The organism is Ruegeria sp. CDSC045 (genome assembly GCF_059610725.1).
The window spans coordinates 1-19,589 of record NZ_JBXWOE010000017.1 but is presented as its reverse complement, the minus strand read 5'-3'; the positions used below and the strand labels follow the sequence as shown (position 1 = coordinate 19,589).

Sequence of the window (19,589 nt, the reverse complement as noted above, 5' to 3'; positions counted from 1 at the left end):
TAAGTAGGGCGGAAAGTGTGAATTCGCCGCTCTGCAGCGGAGACACTCGGGAAGCTCCAAAGCGGACTTTGATCATCAAAATCGTGGATACATCAAATCGCGCCTCGATCGGCGCAGATATCTACTCGTTCGCAGTAACTGAGTAATTGATCCCTTTCACCGAAAGCAGCAGTTCTGAACGTTCTTCCATGATGGTGTTGGCAATGCTCTGCAACCAGGCGACCGTCGTTTCCAAATCCATTCTTTCGCCGGTGTCTGGATGCTCCCATTGCCGCGGTTCGCGCATACAGATTAAGAGGCAGCCAACTCGACATCGCTCATGGTTCAGATAACGCCCCACGAGTTGGTCGATCAAAGCATTTCTCAGTTGGCTTCCGCTCCATCGATGTCTTGCGTCATCCAACTTCGCTTCTACAGAAGCGTATCGGTCCAAACCGGCTGCGTGCAATCGGATGTCTGTTCGCTTTTCAGCAATTGCGACGGCTTCTTGTGTGACACTGTATGCACTTCGAGCGTTTTGGGTCAGCCAGTAGGAAAGGAATTGACGTAACTCTGTTTCGCCTTCCACCTTTCGCAAAGTCGCTACAGTTGTCTGCTCGTCGTTAAGCAGGTGGTGTTCAAAGTCAGCTAGCCTGTGATTCATGACCGCAAATAGCGACGGGTCATCATAGGCACGGTAGTTTCGCTCTTGGTCGAATATTCGGAATGCCGAGGCATTCATGGCCTCGGGTTCCGATATGTTCGCCGCCAACTCTGTAGCCATCTGTTTCAAACGGTCAGTTAGATGCGCGAATTCGGGCATCGCGGATAATTCGTAAAGCACCAACAGCGTTCTCGGCGACTTCGTGTAAGTAAGGGTGCTCAAAAGGTAACCGCGTGCTTCCTCAGCGTGGTCGCGAGTGTTCGGTGTAAAGGTGCCTTCATGGTGCTGATCCTCTTGCGGGCGCACCGTTTGGTAGGCTCTTATGACCAGCTGGGTCAACAAATCGAGGCGACGGCCATTCTCCACCCCATCAAAACTCGGTTGCCCGCCCCAGTGGCGATCACCGAAGATCGCGGCAAGTATTGAAATTGCAGCTTCTCGGGACTCTTGCGTTGATAAGTCAGCGGTCGCTGCCAGCACCGCTTCGCACCCTTGCTCTAGGCTCAGTTGGGTCAACATTTTCAGCCAGAAACGCTGGCTTTCAGCAGTCATTTGGTTGGATGTGTCGATATGATTTTGGATCGCTCCAGCGGCATTCGAAATGGCCTCATCCGTGCCATGGCCAGCAATCAGTTCGAAGGCGTATTTGAGGTCGGTCTGGATATTCTGCCCCAGCGCATTCTCAAATGCCGGTAGGCTATCTGTAGCCGCTGCGGCTGCGATGTCGCGCATGAATGGTGTGCCATGGTGGAGTGCGTCATGCAAAATGGGTGCACGTCCTACCTCCATAAGGTTTGCGAGCTGTCGGTTGATTTCAGTACCGATGACTTCTTTGATGGCGTGCGGGTGGGCCGCTTCCAGCTGCGGCAGGAAGGCTCCGAAACCGTTCAGCTCCAATGTTGAAATGCGCGTCGCCCTTACTGCTTCATCATGCGAAAGCACTTCGGCCCAATTCGCGGTCTCAGCCTCACATTTGAGCGCAGCAAGTGCCATAAGGCTGGCGGCTGAATAGCTATTCCGATCTTCTTCTGCGCGCTCACTGAACAGCGATACGTCGGTGCGTCGCCAGAAATCAGAGAGACCTTCTCTTACACCGGTGAGAAATTCCGGAGAAAACGCCGTCGCAACAAACTGTGCATCCCAATACCCCCACGTATTGTGGTCGCGTTCCGTATGCTGCATGACATTGTGCAAGTTATATAGCGTGTTTTCCCGGTATGCTTCCCCGAGCATTAGATCTTCAGCAGCAAGAACCTCCTGCCGCCATTGTATCCAACCATCCTGCCGCTCAGCTTCTTCGATCTCACGTTCACGCTGCCAATTTTGGTGTTCAATTTCGTGCTCGTCGGGTTCTTGAGGTGGAGGATTCAAAATCCGCTCAAGTTCTTCTTGGAGGTCCTCTCGATCGGAGATTAGCTCTGCTATTTCGACCGCAAGTTGGGCGTTTTCGCCGCCTCGGACGAACATGCTCAGCGTATAGAACGCTACGCCGCGACGGTCCTCTATTGCGCCATTCGCAAGTGCGCGAAGAAGCCAAGGGAAATCCAACTCAGTAAAAGGTCGTAGGATCCGCCCATAATCGGATCGTACAAATCGATGCCAATCGTTCTCGGGCTTTTCGAGAGCTTCTGCCAAGTCGAAGCACGCCCAAAAGTAACCTTCCCGCAAAGCAACACTCTCGGACAATGCCTCTTGCAACCTTTTGGTTTCCTCTTTGGCGATTATGCTGTCGCGGCGCTCTCCAAAGTGAAAGGCCACTGCAACACTCCATGCCCAACGTGGGATTTCTTTGGTGGACTGAGGTGGAGTCTGATCGCAAGCCGCTATCACGGGATCGACGAAGTGATCATAGCTTGAATGCGCTTGGTAGACGCGACTTTCTTCGGTGCGGTTCACCCAAATTGCGTCGACCAGGTCGTCCCTGATTTGGACCCTTTGCTCTGCGCTCATGGCATCCGACTTGATCGCCTGAAGTAGTGCATAGCCCAAGCCATGAACGGAACGCGGTACTTCGTTCAGCGATCTTGCAAGAGCCAGAAACTCTGCCAGTTCAATCGCTTCAGGAAGCAGATCAGGCAGCGCATTGCGCACAACCCGTTCAGGCCAATTGCCCGCCACCATGCTAGTCCCGATCTCGCGTTTCTGTTGACTGCTTCCACATCTAAGAACTGCCCAGACAGCGTATGTCCGATGGTGGAAATCCAAGCTCTCGTCGAAGGCCGCTTGAAACGCCAAATCGGCGCAATCAGCCATTGGCGTCAGGTACACCATTTCGAGAAGCAGCTCTCGCGTGTCGTGACCTGTATAGGCTTGGCCCCACAACTCTTGCACCAGCGGCGCCAGCTCCGGTGTCGACACGCGCTTCAGCTCGGTGTGCCCAACGCCGACCCTGCGCCAGTCGCTGCCAGAATATTGCTCAACGAACCTGCGTAACAGTTCCGCACGCAGTTCGAGGCTCAGAATCGCGGGGATTCCCTGGCGGAACAGTAAGAGAGGGTTCCGCTCCTTCACATCAGTCAGTACGTCGGGGTTCCACAGTGCCAACCATGCCACCACAGGTTCCATACTTGGGACTATCACTCGCTCTTGTCCGACGCTCGCGAACAACAGGTGATGGAGGTCGCTTGTCGCAAGACCTTGCTCACGCAGCTTCTGAAGGCGTTGTGCGGCCAAGAACTCCTGCGTAGATCGATGATGAAAGCGCACAGCACCGACGCCTGTGGGGTCAAACAAGGACTTGCCAAGCAACTCGACCTGCTCATCGTGCGACCAGTCCGGCAGGATGTCGGCTACACTGACTCCCTCTGCGTCACCGCCAGGCGCTGCAAAGTAGATTGACCTGCGCTTCATTAGAAATAGCGCGAGCGCAATCCGCTCCGCCCCTTCCATGCCTTTTTTTACGCTCAGATCGTTGCGCTTTTTGTCAGAGGTTTCGCGAAGCCGTTGGCCAATGCCAAAGACCAATTGTTCCTGAAGGTTGCCGAGTTGTCCTTCCGTCGCCAACTGGTCAAGCGCAGCCATGATGTCGGCAGGCAATTGGTAGAGATGCCAGAGCTCTTTTTCCTCCAGGTGCTGGGCAAAGACATCAGCGTGATCTGCTGCGTAAAGACGTGCAAATTCAACGATCTCATTTCTAGATAACGGCAAAAGCGCGAAAACCTTTACAGGTTCCTCCCTGCCGCTGGCCTCCTCCTCCCCATCACTAGGGGGTGGGCCGCCATCTCGTGCAATCACTGCCGTGAAGACTTCTTCACCTGCTGGAGCTTCAGTAACCTCGGCGGCTCTTTCTCTCGGCGCAACCAAAGCGCTCACAACCTGAAAATCCAGCTCGTCAGCCCAATCATTTGGTCGACATGAAATGAAGAAGCGCGCCCGGTGTGTCTGCGCTCCGATAGCAGCCTGAATTTTTCGCAATGCACGCCGCAGCGTGCCCTTACGCAACTTCAACTCGTCAACCGCGTCCAAAAAAAACACTGCCTCTGCGTCAGATGCCTCTAACCAGTGCTGAAATTCTTGCTCTTCTTCCGCGGTGATTGAGTCCAAAAACTCTCCGTCTTGAAGCAATTCAAGTGGGACGAAGAACGCAGCTTGTCCCTGATCCTGGAGCGCTTGTTTTTGCTTTTTGAATTCATGGGTCTTACCGCACTTCCCCTCACCCAAGACGACGACACAGCGGTGAGCATAGAGGTCGCTCCAACGTAGGGACCCGTGCTCATAACTGCCCCAGATAGACATGTAGTCTGGGTCGCGCAGTCGCTCTTCTGATGGCAGTGCAAAACGACGTTCAAATGGAACGTGGATCATGTCGCAGTCCACAAGACACGCTTGTCTTGACCCTCCCCAAGAACAATCTGCCAATTCGCAAACTTAGCCTCGGCCTCTCCCGATGAAACCAGCCCTTCGTGCAAGGTGATTTGGATTTGACGGCCGAACGATCTTTCTGCTTTCGCCGCCACAACAAGTTTTGTGTCGGTCCTAGTCACTGAAAGCATGGGCGCTTCAGAAGAGTACTCGTCAACGAAGCTAGCCTCATCGATCTCGATTCGTACAGATGGAATAATCAGTCCACCCCAGCTTTCGTTGCCTTCGGCCTCGAAGAACATCGATTTATGCTGCCCTGAAAGAAAAACCGCCGTCGGCACGTCGTTGAGTTGTCCAACCAGTAACGTTTCCTCGTACTTCGAGGTCGGCAGAATCAAGCTGAGCGGCTTTGCGGTACCGACTTTTCCGACTGTGAATTCACTTGGCGACAGCATTTCTTTCTCTCAGAATAATGGCCCATGGGCGACAACTGGGATGATCATGAATGGCCCTGCAGTTTCGATTTTTGCATTTCCGCTAGTCCCAACCCTTTCGAATGTCGGTTCGGCGGCACTCGGGACAATGTACAGCTTTGGTCGGGCGATTGTCGCGGCGAGCTTCGCGTTGTTCGTCCTTGCTAAGCACCGCGGTTTCGAAACGGTGACCGCAATTGTTGCAGCGAAAGCGAGCAAGTTTAGGCATGACCAATGCCTGCTTGCTCAATAAACTGGTTCCATAAGTACTCTGCAGCTTGCTCAGGAATTAGCCGGTTAGGCTCATTTCCGAACATTGACATAGTCACAACTAGGAATTGTTCGTATTCGTCGGACGAGACGTTGAAACCGCCGTTTGCCGTATTGTCTGCTGCGTTCTCATTGAATGAAAAATAGATGTCACCCAACGCGAACCCCGCGTTTCGGCAGTGCACTGTGATATGCGCCGTTCCATGCTGCCGGCCACGATTGACAACGGTGCTGCCAAAGGAGTTCGCGCCTCGATCTACAAATCTGCCCCGCAGCCCCTCGACCGCGTCTATCTCACTAATCGCCAGCTTGAAATAGTCCTTGATCGCAGTGAACGCCGCGTCGCGATATTCACTGCGGTCGATTTCGTCGAAGTCGCGTTGAACGCGATAGCGAGGGGCGGCTTGTGGTGTTGTCGCTGGCTGTTTTTCATCAGTAGTTGAATCGAGTGCATTCGACACACCCGCATCGATTATCCGGCGAATTTCCTGTATGACATCTAGGTACGCAGTATTCGCGTTCGTCCATTCCGAGATCGGCAGACCGTCCTTCGGCACTGCTTTCAAACGTCGGAGCTGAGGCATTGCAGCCCAGTCGCATGGTTCGACGATGATAGGGACAACCCGTGCCGCGCCCGTTTCGTGCCGCTCCAAGGCTCGTTGCATCTCTCGTTCGACACAATAGTTGGACGCTATGAAGTCGGGGCTAACCATCAACAGAAAAAGCTCAGCCGCCTCTAGTTCTTCGCTGATTTCATCGTCCAATACCTCACCCGCAAAGATTTCGCGGTCGAACCATGTTTCGATCCGACCTTCCCGCTGAAGGTTCGCAAGATGAACATGCAGGCGGTCAAGTGCGTCTGCATCTCGATGGGAATAAGAAATGAAAGTTCTCATGTGTCTGCTCGAAATGTTTGTATTTTGTTCTAATTTATCCAAGCGCGTCTAGGTCGGCAACTAAGATTTGCGAGTTACTGCCCAATTCGCACGTGGGGTATCACTTCCCAACCAATGTCTGCTCTAGTGATGCTGCAGTGCAGCGCGAGTTATCAAAGCCAAGGGCAGGTCTGGGCCGTCCTTCAAACCTTACCTTTAAGAATAGCACTGAGATGCCGCGCGCTCACCAATGGCCGCGAAGAGCCCGTTGCAGCCCCAGTGAGACAACCTTAATGCTGCAAGCGCATTCGACCGCACTCAGCCCAAAGCGGACATGGTCTTTCGAAAACAAGGGCGGGAAATGGACCTTCGTTGTAGGGTGTGCAAAGGCCCGTTCGACGGGACAAAGTTTCGTTCTGCGCTGACATGAGAGATTCGGGTCAGGCGCAACGATCTCCGACCCGAAAAGCTGACGGTGGCCGGACTTGTAGAGCATCCTAGTGTCAAGCCGTTAAGAGAATCAAAAAGGCTGTACAAGGCCAACAACTTCGGGTTCTCTCCTTGGGTATCATCGAGGCATTTCCATATGTTTTCACCACACACCTAATTGCTCATGAAGTCTCATATTTACTGACGAGACGGTCAAGCAAGTTAACCGTTTTAGTGGCACCGTCCCGGCGCTCCCATCGTTCGACTTTAGTCCTAATAAATGTTCCGTACTTTTTGCACTGCGCAACAGCTGTCATCAATTGTGAGTTGTCAAAAAGCGGGAAGTACTTGTCACAATAGTCTCCTAACTGATTGTGCCACGAAAACGCCTGTCCAGAGCCATTTGAACGTTCGTCGCCAGCCTGAGCCAGCAATAAGGGTATACATTCCATAAAATCATTAAGAGCAGAAACTGCGTCAATAGATTCCTGTATCCCGGCCTCCAAAATACAAACTATTAGCTGGTTTTGAGCATGATACGGGACATAATTGGGTCCCCGATTGGCGGCGAGGGAGATGCTGTTGTAGAGGTGTTTTCTTGCCTGAGGGTATCTAAGCCTAGCCCTTTCACACATACCGAACGCATTCCAAAATAGGTCATCATGATTGATCTCAGGTATTGCGGATAATTCATCATAAAAGTCGAAAGTTCGATCGAAGTTTTGATCTCTGCAGAGACTCTTCAAATAATTAAAACGCATTAGGTCAGCCAGAAGCCGGGTATAGTCTGTTGAAATATCTGCGGACGTCGCAAGTCGCACAACAGTTTCTTTGATGACAGTTATTACATCGTCAGGATTGCAAATCTCTTCCAGGGCAAACTTGGAGAAAACACTGCTGCTATACCGTATCCCCCTACCATCTGGAATAAGAAAAACTCGAAGTAATTCACTGGTATCTGGCCGTTTCAAGAATTCCAATAAATCGTTCCCGAACCCCTCCTTCAGAAGGGTTGTATCCGGTTCATTGTTTGCAAACTCAAGATAAATCGTCAACAGTACGCCATCATAACATTCACGGGAAATCTCTTTAAGTATACTCAACTCCTTCAATAGGCGAGCAACTATGTCAGTAGACTTCATTAACCCTACTAAAATATCTGCAAAGTTGTTCTGATATCCATGTTTCGACATATTCCTGATTTTGTTCAACTTTTCCGCGTCGCTCAATGCGGCGTCCTGTTGCCAGAGGCCCGCTTGGGTTACCAAAGGCACAAGCGACTTCCCCTCGGCCACGCTCAATTCACCCAATCTAAGTACTTCAGGGTTATGATCGACAAATTTCTCGTATATCTCATTTTCTCTCGCAGAAAAAACATTTACACGAGCGGTGGCAATCACTCTAATGTTTTCTCCGCCAATATTCGCAAGTTGTTGCCAGCGGTTAGAGTAGCGGAAAAAGTCGTCAAAAACGACAATGGGGTGCTCATACTCCTGAACAATATCAGCTAGCTCTCTATGAAATTCATCATGATTGCGTTTCGCGACAAACACCGGAAGCCCGCGCGCTTTGAGGGTTGATGCTAGATTTTTGGAAAAGATTGTTTTTCCATAGCCTAAAGGGGCAAATACAGAAATAAAGTCGGCGCCATCTTTTATCCGATCAGCCACAGTTCTAATTAGGTCACGATTTATGATATATTTTTGCGTCCCATCTATTAAATCGCGCTGTGATTTTTTCCAATCAAATTCACCAAACATAAACAGGTTAGTAAGATCGCTTTGTGTAACTAGCGAGTCGGTTGGATTCCCGTCAGGAACGGTATCAAAGCAAACATAACTCTCGCGTAAATTTTTCCCGGCCTGTTTTTGAGCAGATGAAAGTAATTTTGCAAATCCATCTCGTTCAATATTTTTTGGTGTTCCGAAGCCTTTTTGAATGTACTCAAGTTCCGGATTGGGGCGTGAAGAGTTGATGAAAAATATTTTTCCCTTTGTATGCTCTGCTGATCTAATAAGTTTGGCAATTTCCGGATCATATAATGAATACCCAACAAATACTACGACGTCCGCAGTCGATATGTCGCTGCGAAGGCGTTCGGCCCAATGCCCATTGTATACCCGGTTGGCTACATTAGAATTATAATCTAATATGCAATCCTTCCCAACATTTTCCACATCAAATCGCTCAATGTAGCCGTGAAGGTGCACTATTTGCAGGTTTTTTTCTGGCTGTGCATCTGGCGAGTCTTTAGGGACTAGCGCGCGACATTGTTTTCCTGCTTTGTGCGCAGCTATCTCTAACGAATTGTCATAATTTGTTGTGTAAACACGGTTCCAATCGTAACGTAGAAGATCAACAAGATCATCTGGAACAGTTTTAACAAAAAAGGTGTCATTTAGCAGATTGAGATACTCTGGACCGCTTTTTTCTAACAACATTGAAGCTGCTACATCTAAGCGGGACACTTGGATCGGAAGGCGCTCGTTGATACGGGAGAGAAGAGGATTTACCGTCGGTAAGGTTTTGTTTTCATAGCTCAGGCAATCTATTGAGCAACCAGACCCGGCGAACAGTATTGCCTTTCCTTTTGATCCTAGCTTCAGTTTTGACTTGAAATCTTCAGAAGAGGTCATTTCTTGGTATCTTTCTAGATTGCTTAGCCTAAAATTTTTCTTGCGGACCACGTTGGAAGAGCTATCCCAATCATCAGGTCAGTGAAAGTGACTAATTTTGAAAAACTGCTCTTCAATGACCCAGCCAAGGGTCGCATCCACGCTATGTTCGCTGGCCATCATCATGCTAAATGCTACGCTGACCAGCTAATTTCTGCTTCCGAGAAGCTGCAGCGTGGCATGCGATACTCAAGTCAAGGTCAACTAAGTTCCCTTGTGAAACTTTGCAAAGGTCGCAACCTGCGCGTATCAGCCGTGCCGGGCGGTTCACAATGCACCCGCAGCGAACAGCCGGAAAGTCCCGCGATGTGTGAGTTCGACGACGCCCGGATTTCGCGCTTGCAGCGAATGACTGCTAAGCGGGCTGCGATTGCAGCAACTTGACCAGTAGGTCAACGGCAGGTCTGGGCCGCTCACACCTGAGCGAGGTCAGGCAGTCGAAAAGATGCCACGATAGCTCCGGCGTTAGCATCGAGCCCAAAGCGGCTAATTGGTCAACAAATCCCTGCCGTCGCAGCGGAACACGGAATTCGCCTGACAGTGGAAAAGACAGTGTCGACATTTTTGACGCGAAAAATATTTGGTGGTCTTAACGCGTAACAGAATACTCGTTGTCAAATATCAAGCATAAGCTCTAAGCGTCCGAATAGATCGGCCTTTCCAAATCGGATGGCCCTACTCAGGCACTATGTTGTGATTAATCCTGAACAGGTTCTTTGGATCATAGCTGCCCTTTATTTTCGAAAGCTTCCCGCTGTTTAGGCCGTATGCACCAGCCATATGATCCGCTTCGTCTTCGGGCATAAAGTTTACATACGCGCTACCGGTCGCATGAGGCCGCATCTGATTATAAAGTCCCCGCGCCCACGCAATGCACTCATCATCCTTGCTCGGGTCTTCCCAACGTGTGTGAACATTCATTATGAAGTGTGCTGATCGTTGCGGATAAGCTGTTGAGTGGGGTTCAATGCGTGCCATTGCGCCACCTACATGCGCAATAAATACTTCGCAAGCAGGGTCGGGAAGGCTGGAAACCGCCTCGAGAAGACCTGTGATTGCTTCCGAGGAAAGCGCTTCGAAATCATGGCTTTTCCAATAATTCCGAGCGCCCGGTGTAAGCAAAGGGTCGAATGCTGCTTGCCAGTCTACAAACTTGTGAGGTGAGATGACATCGGCAATCGGTTCTCCTAGCGCGCGCAAACCCGACAAGGCTTTTTCACCATCGTCTATAGGACCACTGTAGCAAGCCGCAAAAATCAGCACCTCTCTCCCATGCCACTCTTCTGGTAGGAACGGGAGAGGAGGAGCTTTTCGCATCACGCTCCAGACGGTCAGTTCATCGGGTGAGTCATCTGCAATGGCTGCGAATTCTGCAAGCAGCTTTGGCGCCTTTTCGATCGGGTGAACGATCAGACCCGACAAAACATCGGGCCCAAGATCATGCAACTGGAACTCGAATGAGGTCACGACGCCGAAATTGCCGCCTCCACCGCGGATGGCCCAGAAAAGCTCCGGATGGCTTGTGGGCGAGGCGCAGACAATCGTCCCATCTGCCGTCACAACTTCTGCCGACAGAAGATTGTCGATCGTCATTCCGAATTTCCGCGTCGTCCACCCAAAGCCGCCGCCAAGGGTCAGACCAGCGATACCAGTTGTCGAATTGATGCCGACAGGGACAGCAAGCCCATGAGCCTGAGTTTCGCGATCTACATCGCCAAGCAATGCACCCGGTGCAACCCGAGCAGTCTTGTTGACAGGGTCTACGTGTACCGATTGCATCTGGGACAGATCGAGTAATACCGTCTCGTCTGCAACAGCGTGACCTGCAATTTGATGCCCACCTGATCGGACCGACATTATGAGGCTGGCGTCTCTAACAAAGTTTACAGCTTTCTGTACGTCGCTCGCCCCCATCGCGCGGATCACGAACCCAGGGTGACGTTCGAACATGCTGTTCCATGTTGTTCTTGCGCCTTCATATTCCGGAGTGCCCTGAAAGTAGACGCCGCCGCGAAGCGAGGAATTAAGCACATCCAAAGCGTCTTGACTCACAGTTGCCGTGATTCCGTCGAGTGTTTTTATGTCGTACATGCATAGGCCTCCCTGTTTTCAGGTCAGGCTTCTTGCGCGGCTGCCTCATGTAGTTGTGACTTCCGATGCGTTGTCCCGCAGATAAATCGCCTCGGATTAGGTTTTTGAACTGCGATTATTCAGGCGAAAATTCCGGGATCTATCTGATCCACGGGTGTAATGACATCGGCTGGGATGTTAAGGCGCTCGGCCGCCTTTCTAAGACTTTCCTCGTCGGGGGCCTCATACAGGCAGTATGTTTTGCGCTTGTCTGCGCTGAGGAACGAGAAAATCCACTCGACCCCGACTTCGTCATTGATCTCTTTGATGTGAATTTTGTCGTCGTCGCTGACGTTCAGCTGCTCGGCAAAATTTCTCTCAATTATGTACCTTGGCATAATGCTCCCCCAAGCATGTAAATGACTTTAAACAGCTACTCCCTCGAGCTTTGACCTAAGGAAAACCATACTCAATTGCTGTGAAATTGCCAACGCTTCCCCTTCTAGTTGAAACGCTAGTTTCAAATCATTCGTGCGGCCCCGTTGCCTTAGCGCGGATGCATACGCTGCCTTGCTGTGCGCAATCCACGGTGGGCACTTCATGCGCGTGTCTATTTCGATGGCCTTATGGAACATCCTCTCAGCGGCGTCCCAGTTTTTTAGCACCGCTGCCAGATTGCCTAGACGTCTTGCTGCCGCCCCGGCGCAAACTGTTGTTGCCCCAGCGGTGATCGTCAGCTCTTCGTATGGGGTCAGCATGTCATAGAGGGTCTCAGCATGTCCCAGATGCTCGACTGCGACACAAATGTCAGCGAGATAAGACAAAGTAGTTGAAAACATAGCATCAAGCGGAAGATCGAAGCCATTCTCTGCCATTTCATTCAGTATGCGTTCAGCTGGTTCCTTGTATCCCAACTCGGCGGCAATAAGGCCAAATCCTGGTTTCCAAGAAATGTCTTCCGGGCTATCTGTCATCAGCTTCTTGATCACCGGTGCAACTTCGTGCAGCCGGTTTTGTTCGCGGCGGATGGTAAACATCTGAACACCGAAGACGCCCTCAACATGTTCTCCATGTGTCTGACGACCGATTTTCACCGCTTCGTTGGCATGCATCTCCGCTTGCTCAAAATCGCCATCCATAATTGCAACCATGGCGCGTGCGTGCTTTTGCACCCAGTAGAGTTGCAGATGATTGTCCTTTTCCGAAATCTCCGTCAGCAATTCGAGTGAATGATCCATCAAGTCGCGGTCGGCCATTTCGGCCCCGACAAAAAGACTGAGTGTCCGGTCCCGACCCTGATCAATACTCCCTAGGTTTTCGGCCACTCGATGCATCGCATCAAGATTTTCACGCCAATGACGTACCTCTCTTCCTTTGCGCGCGACGAATGGCGCCCCAAAATGCATCATCATCACCGAGAATTGGGATTTATAGTCCCCTAGTTTCGCGGCCAGTTCCATTGATTGCTGACCATAGCGAGCGCCTTCAGAAAACTGGCCGACAAACATATGTGCCCGTGCAAGTTGGCTCATCAATCTGCACTGCCGTACTTCGTCATCGTCGGGGAGGTCGTTCAGAGCTCTATCACAAAGTTCAATGGCCTCGCCGTGTCTCTTACTCGACATCATACACGAGTCCGCAAAATGGTTCGCAGCATCAGCGGCGAGCGCCACATCGTGTATTCCACGGGCGGCGTCCGAGGCATCTTTCAAGGCCGCTATCCCCTCCGGCAACTGACCCAGGCTGTCATGGCTGCGACCAATAAGGATTTTGGCTTTGATCGTTTCGACACCGTTATCAGATCCAAGATTTTCGGCCGCTTTGAGTGTTTCCCTGGCGTTGACCATCGCCTCTTGGCTGGCGGATCGCGCCAATGCCATTTCAGTTGCCGTCTGCCATTTGTCGAACGCAGCACGCCATTCTTCGGCCTCTGAAAGATGGCGGGCAACCAACTCGGGCCGACGTTCAATCTCAGCTGACCGCAACTGCATCAAAGCACGGGCCACGTTTGCATGTTGTTGTCTGCGGGTTGAGCCAAGCATGGATTGATAGGCGGTATCGCGAATAAGGGCATGACGGAAAACGAAATACCCTCGATTGTGCCCGCTTTCAAAGATCAAACCCGTTCGAGACAGCTCTTCTATACGAGATTGAATTTCCGCACTCGCAAGACCTATTGCGGAAGCCAGCAAGCTAGGCTCGAACTCCCGTCCAATGACGGCTCCTGTTAACGCGACTTGTTTAGCCTCTGGCGAGACCGCGTCAAGACGTGCCATCAGTGTGCCCTTCAAAGACGCGGGTATGTGGACTTGCCCGTGTCCACCCGCCTCAACAATCGCCCGGGCCAGTTCCTCGACGAACAAAGGCACGCCGTCCGTCTTCTCAATGATTGTGGCAATCAGAGCATCGTCGGGTGCTTTTCCGGTAACATGGCGAACTAGGTTCGAGACATGGGTCGTATCAAACCGACGCAGCTGGAGCGTATGTACGTGCGCTTCCCCGTCATCATGGGCAAGTTCCCAGCCGGGCCTGTGGGTAATCAAAATCATCAAAGGCAGATCTGCGCAAATTGCTTTGAAGCGATCCAAAAGAGCTTGGGTGGAAGGATCAATCCAATGCGCGTCCTCAACACAAAGAATAACAGGACGCGTGCTTGCGCGCACCTGAACCGTGTGGATTAACGTCTGAATCGTGAGGTCACGTTGCTCCTGCGGTGACATATCGAGAACGCTTCGGGCAAGAGCACTGTGAGGCGCAACCAGCGCGGCAAAGACGGGCAGAACCTTTTCCCATTCCAAGCCCTCTCGGCTTTCCAACATTTTTTTGACAAGGTCGAGAATTTGGTCGTCATCAAAATCTGTCCCCACACCAGCATCCTGAGAAATCCTCTGGGCGACAGGGTGGAACGGGCTACTGATAAGGTAAGGAGAGCAGTTCAGCCTGATAATATCAGCTTCGCTAGTCGCTACAGCATTAGCGAGAAACTCTTCCGCCAATCGCGATTTACCGATCCCTGCTTCACCGGCAAGCAGAACAACCTCTCCCTGACTGTTCTGCGCACGCAGCCATGATTGTAAAAGGATACCTTTTTCGTAGTCGCGACCAATCATGACGCTGCCACTTTCGTCCCTATAAGATGCTCGAAACCGGCTTTCCGCGCTGTGTTCTGATACGACAGTCAAAAGGGTCCGTGGTTCTTTGAAACCTTTCAGCTCGGTTTGTCCAAGAGACCTAAACTCAAATAGCCGATGCAAAGTTTCTTCGGTCTCCTCAGCAGATAAAACAACTGAGTTCGGTGCTGCGTGTTCCTGAAGCCGCGCTGCCAGATTGACAATTGGCCCCGTCATGGCTCCTTCTTCGTAGGTGTTTTCACCGATCGTATCGCCAACTACCACGTCGCCACTCGCGATACCTAACCTGGCCGACAAACGCTCACCGTCAGGTGCTTTAAGATCTCTGACCCGCCGAACGGCCTCAAGACCAGCCTTTAAAGCGCGAACTGCATGATCTTCATAGGCTGTAGGCCAGCCAAAAAACACCAGGAGACCGTCGCCCAAATACTTCGAGACGTAGCCGCCATACCTGCTAACTGCACCTGCAACCGCATCCTGGTAACTCTGCAGCAGTTCGCGCATGTCTTCGGGATCAAACCGGTTAGTCAACTCAGTCGAGGCGACGAGATCAGCAAACAAAACTGTTAAGTGACGCCTCTCTGCGATCGCTAATGAAGCAGGCTTCCTTGCGGATAAGGTCACGCCTTGCGATTCATCCGAAATGGGGACCGGGCCGACTTCGTCTGCATCCACGTCTACGGCCTGCGGCGATTGAGACGAGTGCTTTTGACCAGTCAATTCCTGAACCGCTGCCAGGATGATTTTTCGATGGCCCAGACTAACCCCAAGCTCTTTAAGGTCGTCGTTTGACAGTAGTGGCAGTACGCGCGCGTCGATATCATGCTGTGCAAAAGCGTCTGAGTATTGACCCAGTTCGAGATCGTTCAGCCATTTGTCGATTTCAACCGCCATAACGGGATCATGCTTAGATACGGGACGCTAATCAAGAAAACGCTGTAACCACAGGCTGATTTTTGGCGGTCAAACGTCCGCATTGCTTTTCACAGAAATGACACCTACTTATGCAACTTTTTTCAGAATGCAGAGGTTTTTTGCAGGCAGATCTCCCTCAGCGAGCACTTGCTGCGCTGCCGCGATAGGCAGCTTTGTCCGCGATGTGTGCGTTCGGCGAGCCGAGGGTTCGCGCTCGCGGTGAAGGTCGGCAATGCGGGCTGCGACCGCAGCATATTTACCCATTGGCCAACGGCCGGTATGGGCCGGTCTTCATCCAAGTGAAATGCGCCCGACCTCCGAATGTTGTATTGCCCCCACACGCCTCAGCCCAATTCAGTCATCCATCGTTGCTTGAGCACGACAATAAATTGCGCATTTGACAACAAGTATTTGCGGCCCACATGCTGAAACGTGAAAATCGAGGTGGAACGACCAAAGGTAATTTCATGTTTAGATCATCAACCCGAAGTGAAGCAGAAAGCTTGTTAAGCGGACTTGCTCTAGGATTTTCTGCCGACCCATTCATGCGCTGGTTGTATCCTGAACCTGCCGATTTCCTTACCCACTTCCCGCGAGTAATGGACTTCTTTGGAGGGCGTGCATTTGAACAGGGCAGCGCGTTTCGAAACGATGATTTTACTGCTGGCGCACTTTGGCTTCCGCCAAGCATTCACCCTGACGAAGAACGGCTTGTCGCCTGTTTTGAGCAGACGGTCTCATCAGAAAAGCATGATGCGTTGTTCGAAACCTTCGGGCAGATGGACAATTATCATCCCGATGAGGACTGCTGGCATTTAGCTTTTATTGCGGTCGATCCAATTCGCCAAGGAAAAGGGTTGGGGTCCGCGTTGCTTGAATGCTGCCTCAAACGTTGTGACGAAGATGGAAGACCTGCTTACTTAGAGTCGACAAACCCTACAAATCTATCGCTGTATAAGCGCTATGGTTTCCAAGAGATGGGTCTAATCAAAGCCGACCAAGCCCCACCCCTGTTTCCGATGTTTCGAGCCGCCCAATAGCGGTAGATCAAACGGCTGCATTGTCCGCAACCTGTGAGTTTGTGCAGCGCCAAAATTTGCACTTGCAGCGAATGACCGGAACGCGGGCGAGGTCGCAGTGTCTCGACCAACCGGTGAAAGGCAGCTGTGTGGCCGTGTGCAGCGTGGGTTCAGGGTCGCTTTGGTTGGGATGCTGCGCTGCCTCCGAGGTCGGCTGTGAGCCCTGAGCTTTGGATGCAGCGATCCTGAAGAAGGTGTGCGAGTTCGTCAGGGTTGCCCCTCGGTTTTCTAGTTCATGCAGGCTCTCCGGGTGCAATATGGCAATTGCGGTGGTCGAGCGTGATCAAGGGCCATCCGCGCTATCTGTTCGATGCAACGCGTGCGTTTCGATATTCGGAAGGGGATTGTCGGTGCCTTTCTCGAAACGCACGGTTGAAAGGTCCGAGGGAGGCGAACCCGACGTCGTAAGCGATGGACAAGACCGGTGTGTCGGCTTGCGCGGGATCGGATAGCACTTCGCAGGCCGCCACGATCCGGCGTTCATTTATGAATTGGGCAAAGTTGCGATACCTGAGCCCGTTATTGATCGCGCGGCGAACCCTGTGATCAGGCGCATCCACGGCATCGGCGAGTTGCGCAATCGTCAGCCCTTCCTTGCGCCAGATGCCTTCAGCCATCGCCGCCTCGACCCGGAGCAGCACGGCAGCATCGGCGTCTGACAGAGCCGGTTCGGAGCGCGGTCGAGATTTTTCCCCTGTGGGCCAGAGATCGGGCGCAACCCGCGCGCCCCAAATCAGAAAGAGCAGCGTCAGGAACAAAAAGCCCGCAGCATGAAGTGGATAGATAAAACGCGGCAGATCGGCATCGAGCTTCAACAATTCCACCACCGAGATCCCCAGACCGGTCAAGGCCATGAGCGCCACGAACCCCCTGCGGAAGCGGCGGCGTGTTTCGACCAGATCGCCCGAGGCGGAGGACAAGACGATATAGAGCAACCCGGCATAGAGCAAAACGACAAGGATGCCGCGGAGGGTCGTCAAGACCGGCAAGTACGGAGCCAGCCATGCCGCCGCGATAACGAGGCCCGCCAGGACTCCATGCAGGGGCCGGTAGACCGGGCGGTCGAGAAAGATTTCGGCTCCGGCCCATATGGCAAAAACCGGAGCCATGCCGGCAAGGAGGACGAGACCGGCTTCGGCCCAGGTTCCGGCAATCCCCAGATTCGGCGACGACACGAGCAAATAGGCGCAAAGACCAATGCACAGGCTCGGCACTGACAAGCCGCGCGCACCCGGTGCGCGGTCGGCCAGAAAGATCAGCGCGCATGCGGCTAATGCGGTTACCGCGCCGCCCCGCAACAAGAGATCCATTCTGACAGCCAAGTCTTCCATGGACAGAGCGAAGCCCAAACCAAAGCAACGGTCAACCAGGGCAGGTGCGCCGATTCCGGAGAAGCGGCGCCGATTCCTCAAATCCCGCGGCACATTTCAAATCCGGCGCGCCGCGCAATGCGCCTTCGCCTTATGTGGTCAGGAACACTCGCAACCAGGAGACCATGATGACCGAACAATGTTTTACCAGCCATCTCGCCGAGATATTCTCAGGCGTTCTTGTCGCGGATTTTCTGCGATACGCGGTCGGTGCAGGCGGTGTCTATCTGATCGTGAACTTACTGTTGGCCGTTCGTCTCCGCGCGCGGAAAATCCGGGCCGACGACCCGCCGCAAGGGCAGATCCGTCGCGAAATCCTGGCGAGCCTGCGCACCGTGCTTGTCTTTGCGCTGAATGGCACGCTGATCGTCCTTGGCGCGGAGATGGGGATCATCCCGATCTATACCGATGCCGCCGATTACGGTTGGATCTACCTGATCTTCAGCATTGCGATTCTGATCGTTGTCCACGACACCTGGTTTTACTGGTCCCACCGGTTGTTGCATTATTCGCCATTGTTCCGGCGCTTTCACCGCCTGCATCACCGGTCGCACAACCCGACCCCCTTCACGTCCTATAGTTTCGACCTGGGCGAGGCGGTTGCCAATGCGGTCTACCTGCCGCTGATCCTGCTGATCCTGCCGGCGCATCCGGCGGCAATTCTTGTTTTCGTCACGCACATGATGCTCAGAAACGCGGTCGGGCATTCCGGCTACGAAATCTTTCCGGCCGATCGCGACGGCAAACCGCTTTTTGACTGGATGACGACGGTGACACATCACGATCTGCACCATGCCCATGCCGGGTACAACCTCGGCCTCTATTTCACCTGGTGGGACCGGCTGATGGGCACCGAGTATCCTGACTATCACGAAACCTTCCGCAGGGTTGCCAGACATGACCTGCGGCGGCCCGTTCGCGAACCTCGACGCATCAAGGAAATCGCCCGGTGAGACCCAATTTTGGAGTGATTGATATGAAGAAGCCCGAATTCATCGCCCGCCAGAGCCGCCGTCCCACGGGCCTGCTCGGTGCAATCGTCGCCCGCATCATGGCCAGAGAAACGCGCCCCGAAAACCTACATGCCCTGCGCCTGCTTGATCTTGTGGACGGTGACAGCCTGATCGATGTCGGCTGCGGTCATGGCGAAACGCTGTTCGAAGCGGATTCGATGGTGCAACTTTCAGGAAGTGCCGGCGTGGACTTTTCCGAAGCCATGTTAAGCCGCGCGCGCACCAGGAACCTGGAAGCGGTCCGGGACATGCGGTTGACGTTGCGATGTGCGGACACGGTCGCACTGCCATTTCCAGACCAGCATTTTAGCAAAGCCCTTTCCGTGCATACGATTTACTTCTGGTCGGACCCAGCGGCGCACCTTGCCGAAGCGTTCCGTGTGCTACGAGCAGGCGGGCGGTTCGTTCTGTGTTACCGATCGACGGAAGACAGCCGGGCGGTGAGCGAGTTTCCAAACACCGTCTACCGTTTCCCGCAAGTCTGTGAGGTTGAAATGATGCTGTCCCAAATCGGGTTTTCCAGGCTCGAAACACGCTCTGAAGACATCTCAGGGCGTTTGACGCATTGGAGCATTGCGATGAAGCCCAAGGCGAAAGACTGCAAAGCAGGGTAACGCCGACAAGTAAGTCTGAGCATCAAACGGCGCCTCTGTCCGCGTAGTGTGAGTTCAATTGGGTTTGGATTTGGCGGCCGCAGCGAATGGCGGCCAATCGGGCTGCGATCGCAGCATCTTGACCGGTTGGTGAACGGCAGGAATGGGCCGTCCTTTCGAACGGCCCTTTAGTCTAGATTTCAATGGCTTCGGCAATGGCCAATGCATCCTCAAGTTCGACACCAAGGTATC

The 19,589-nt window shown here is 52.8% G+C and carries 11 protein-coding genes; 3 read left to right on the top strand and 8 right to left on the bottom strand.

Annotation, left to right across the window (positions count from 1 at the left end; all coding sequences use genetic code 11):
- Window positions 1-121: 121 nt before the first annotated feature.
- The 7 genes from AC2FH6_RS21025 to AC2FH6_RS20995 all read right to left on the bottom strand — a co-directional run bounded on the left by AC2FH6_RS21025 (window position 122) and on the right by AC2FH6_RS20995 (window position 15,261).
- Window positions 122-4,447: an NACHT domain-containing protein gene (locus AC2FH6_RS21025; RefSeq protein WP_496704122.1), complete on the bottom strand. Its 4,326-nt coding sequence runs from the start codon at window positions 4,445-4,447 to the stop codon at window positions 122-124.
- The gene (locus AC2FH6_RS21020) at window positions 4,444-4,899 is read right to left on the bottom strand and encodes a hypothetical protein (RefSeq protein ID WP_496704121.1); all 456 of its coding nucleotides are present in this window, start codon (window positions 4,897-4,899) and stop codon (window positions 4,444-4,446) included. The genes AC2FH6_RS21025 and AC2FH6_RS21020 overlap by 4 nt, the downstream gene beginning before the upstream one ends.
- A 239-nt stretch (window positions 4,900-5,138) precedes the next feature.
- Window positions 5,139-6,083, bottom strand: coding sequence for a toll/interleukin-1 receptor domain-containing protein (locus AC2FH6_RS21015; protein ID WP_496704120.1), 945 nt, complete (start codon window positions 6,081-6,083; stop codon window positions 5,139-5,141).
- A 590-nt stretch (window positions 6,084-6,673) separates the two neighbouring features.
- On the bottom strand, window positions 6,674-9,127 hold the full coding sequence (locus tag AC2FH6_RS21010) for an SIR2 family protein (RefSeq protein ID WP_496704119.1): 2,454 nt from the start codon (window positions 9,125-9,127) through the stop codon (window positions 6,674-6,676).
- A gap of 714 nt (window positions 9,128-9,841) precedes the next feature.
- Complete coding sequence (locus tag AC2FH6_RS21005; RefSeq protein WP_496694405.1) at window positions 9,842-11,257, bottom strand: FAD-binding oxidoreductase; 1,416 nt, start codon at window positions 11,255-11,257, stop codon at window positions 9,842-9,844.
- A gap of 119 nt (window positions 11,258-11,376) precedes the next feature.
- Entirely contained in the window at window positions 11,377-11,634 is a 258-nt protein-coding gene (locus AC2FH6_RS21000; RefSeq protein ID WP_058274660.1) for a DUF4242 domain-containing protein, read from the bottom strand.
- 27 nt (window positions 11,635-11,661) lie between these two features.
- Window positions 11,662-15,261, bottom strand: a complete 3,600-nt coding sequence (locus AC2FH6_RS20995; RefSeq protein ID WP_496704118.1) for an adenylate/guanylate cyclase domain-containing protein — start codon at window positions 15,259-15,261, stop codon at window positions 11,662-11,664.
- A gap of 443 nt (window positions 15,262-15,704) precedes the next feature.
- On the opposite strand from AC2FH6_RS20995, the gene AC2FH6_RS20990 reads away from it, so the two are divergent.
- Window positions 15,705-16,322, top strand: a complete 618-nt coding sequence (locus AC2FH6_RS20990; RefSeq protein ID WP_480596544.1) for a GNAT family N-acetyltransferase — start codon at window positions 15,705-15,707, stop codon at window positions 16,320-16,322.
- A 338-nt stretch (window positions 16,323-16,660) separates the two neighbouring features.
- Here AC2FH6_RS20990 and AC2FH6_RS20985 read toward each other — a convergent pair whose 3' ends face one another.
- Window positions 16,661-17,671 carry a helix-turn-helix transcriptional regulator gene (locus AC2FH6_RS20985; RefSeq protein WP_496704117.1) on the bottom strand — a complete coding sequence of 337 codons (1,011 nt, stop codon included), beginning with the start codon at window positions 17,669-17,671 and terminating at the stop codon, window positions 16,661-16,663.
- A gap of 188 nt (window positions 17,672-17,859) precedes the next feature.
- Between AC2FH6_RS20985 and AC2FH6_RS20980 the strand changes: the two genes are divergently transcribed.
- Both AC2FH6_RS20980 and AC2FH6_RS20975 read left to right on the top strand, forming a co-directional pair.
- Window positions 17,860-18,684: a sterol desaturase family protein gene (locus AC2FH6_RS20980; RefSeq protein WP_496704116.1), complete on the top strand. Its 825-nt coding sequence runs from the start codon at window positions 17,860-17,862 to the stop codon at window positions 18,682-18,684.
- Between the two features lie 23 nt (window positions 18,685-18,707).
- A complete protein-coding gene (locus tag AC2FH6_RS20975) occupies window positions 18,708-19,358 on the top strand; it encodes a class I SAM-dependent methyltransferase (RefSeq protein WP_496704115.1) in 651 nt (216 codons plus the stop codon).
- The last annotated feature ends 231 nt before the right edge of the window (window positions 19,359-19,589 follow it).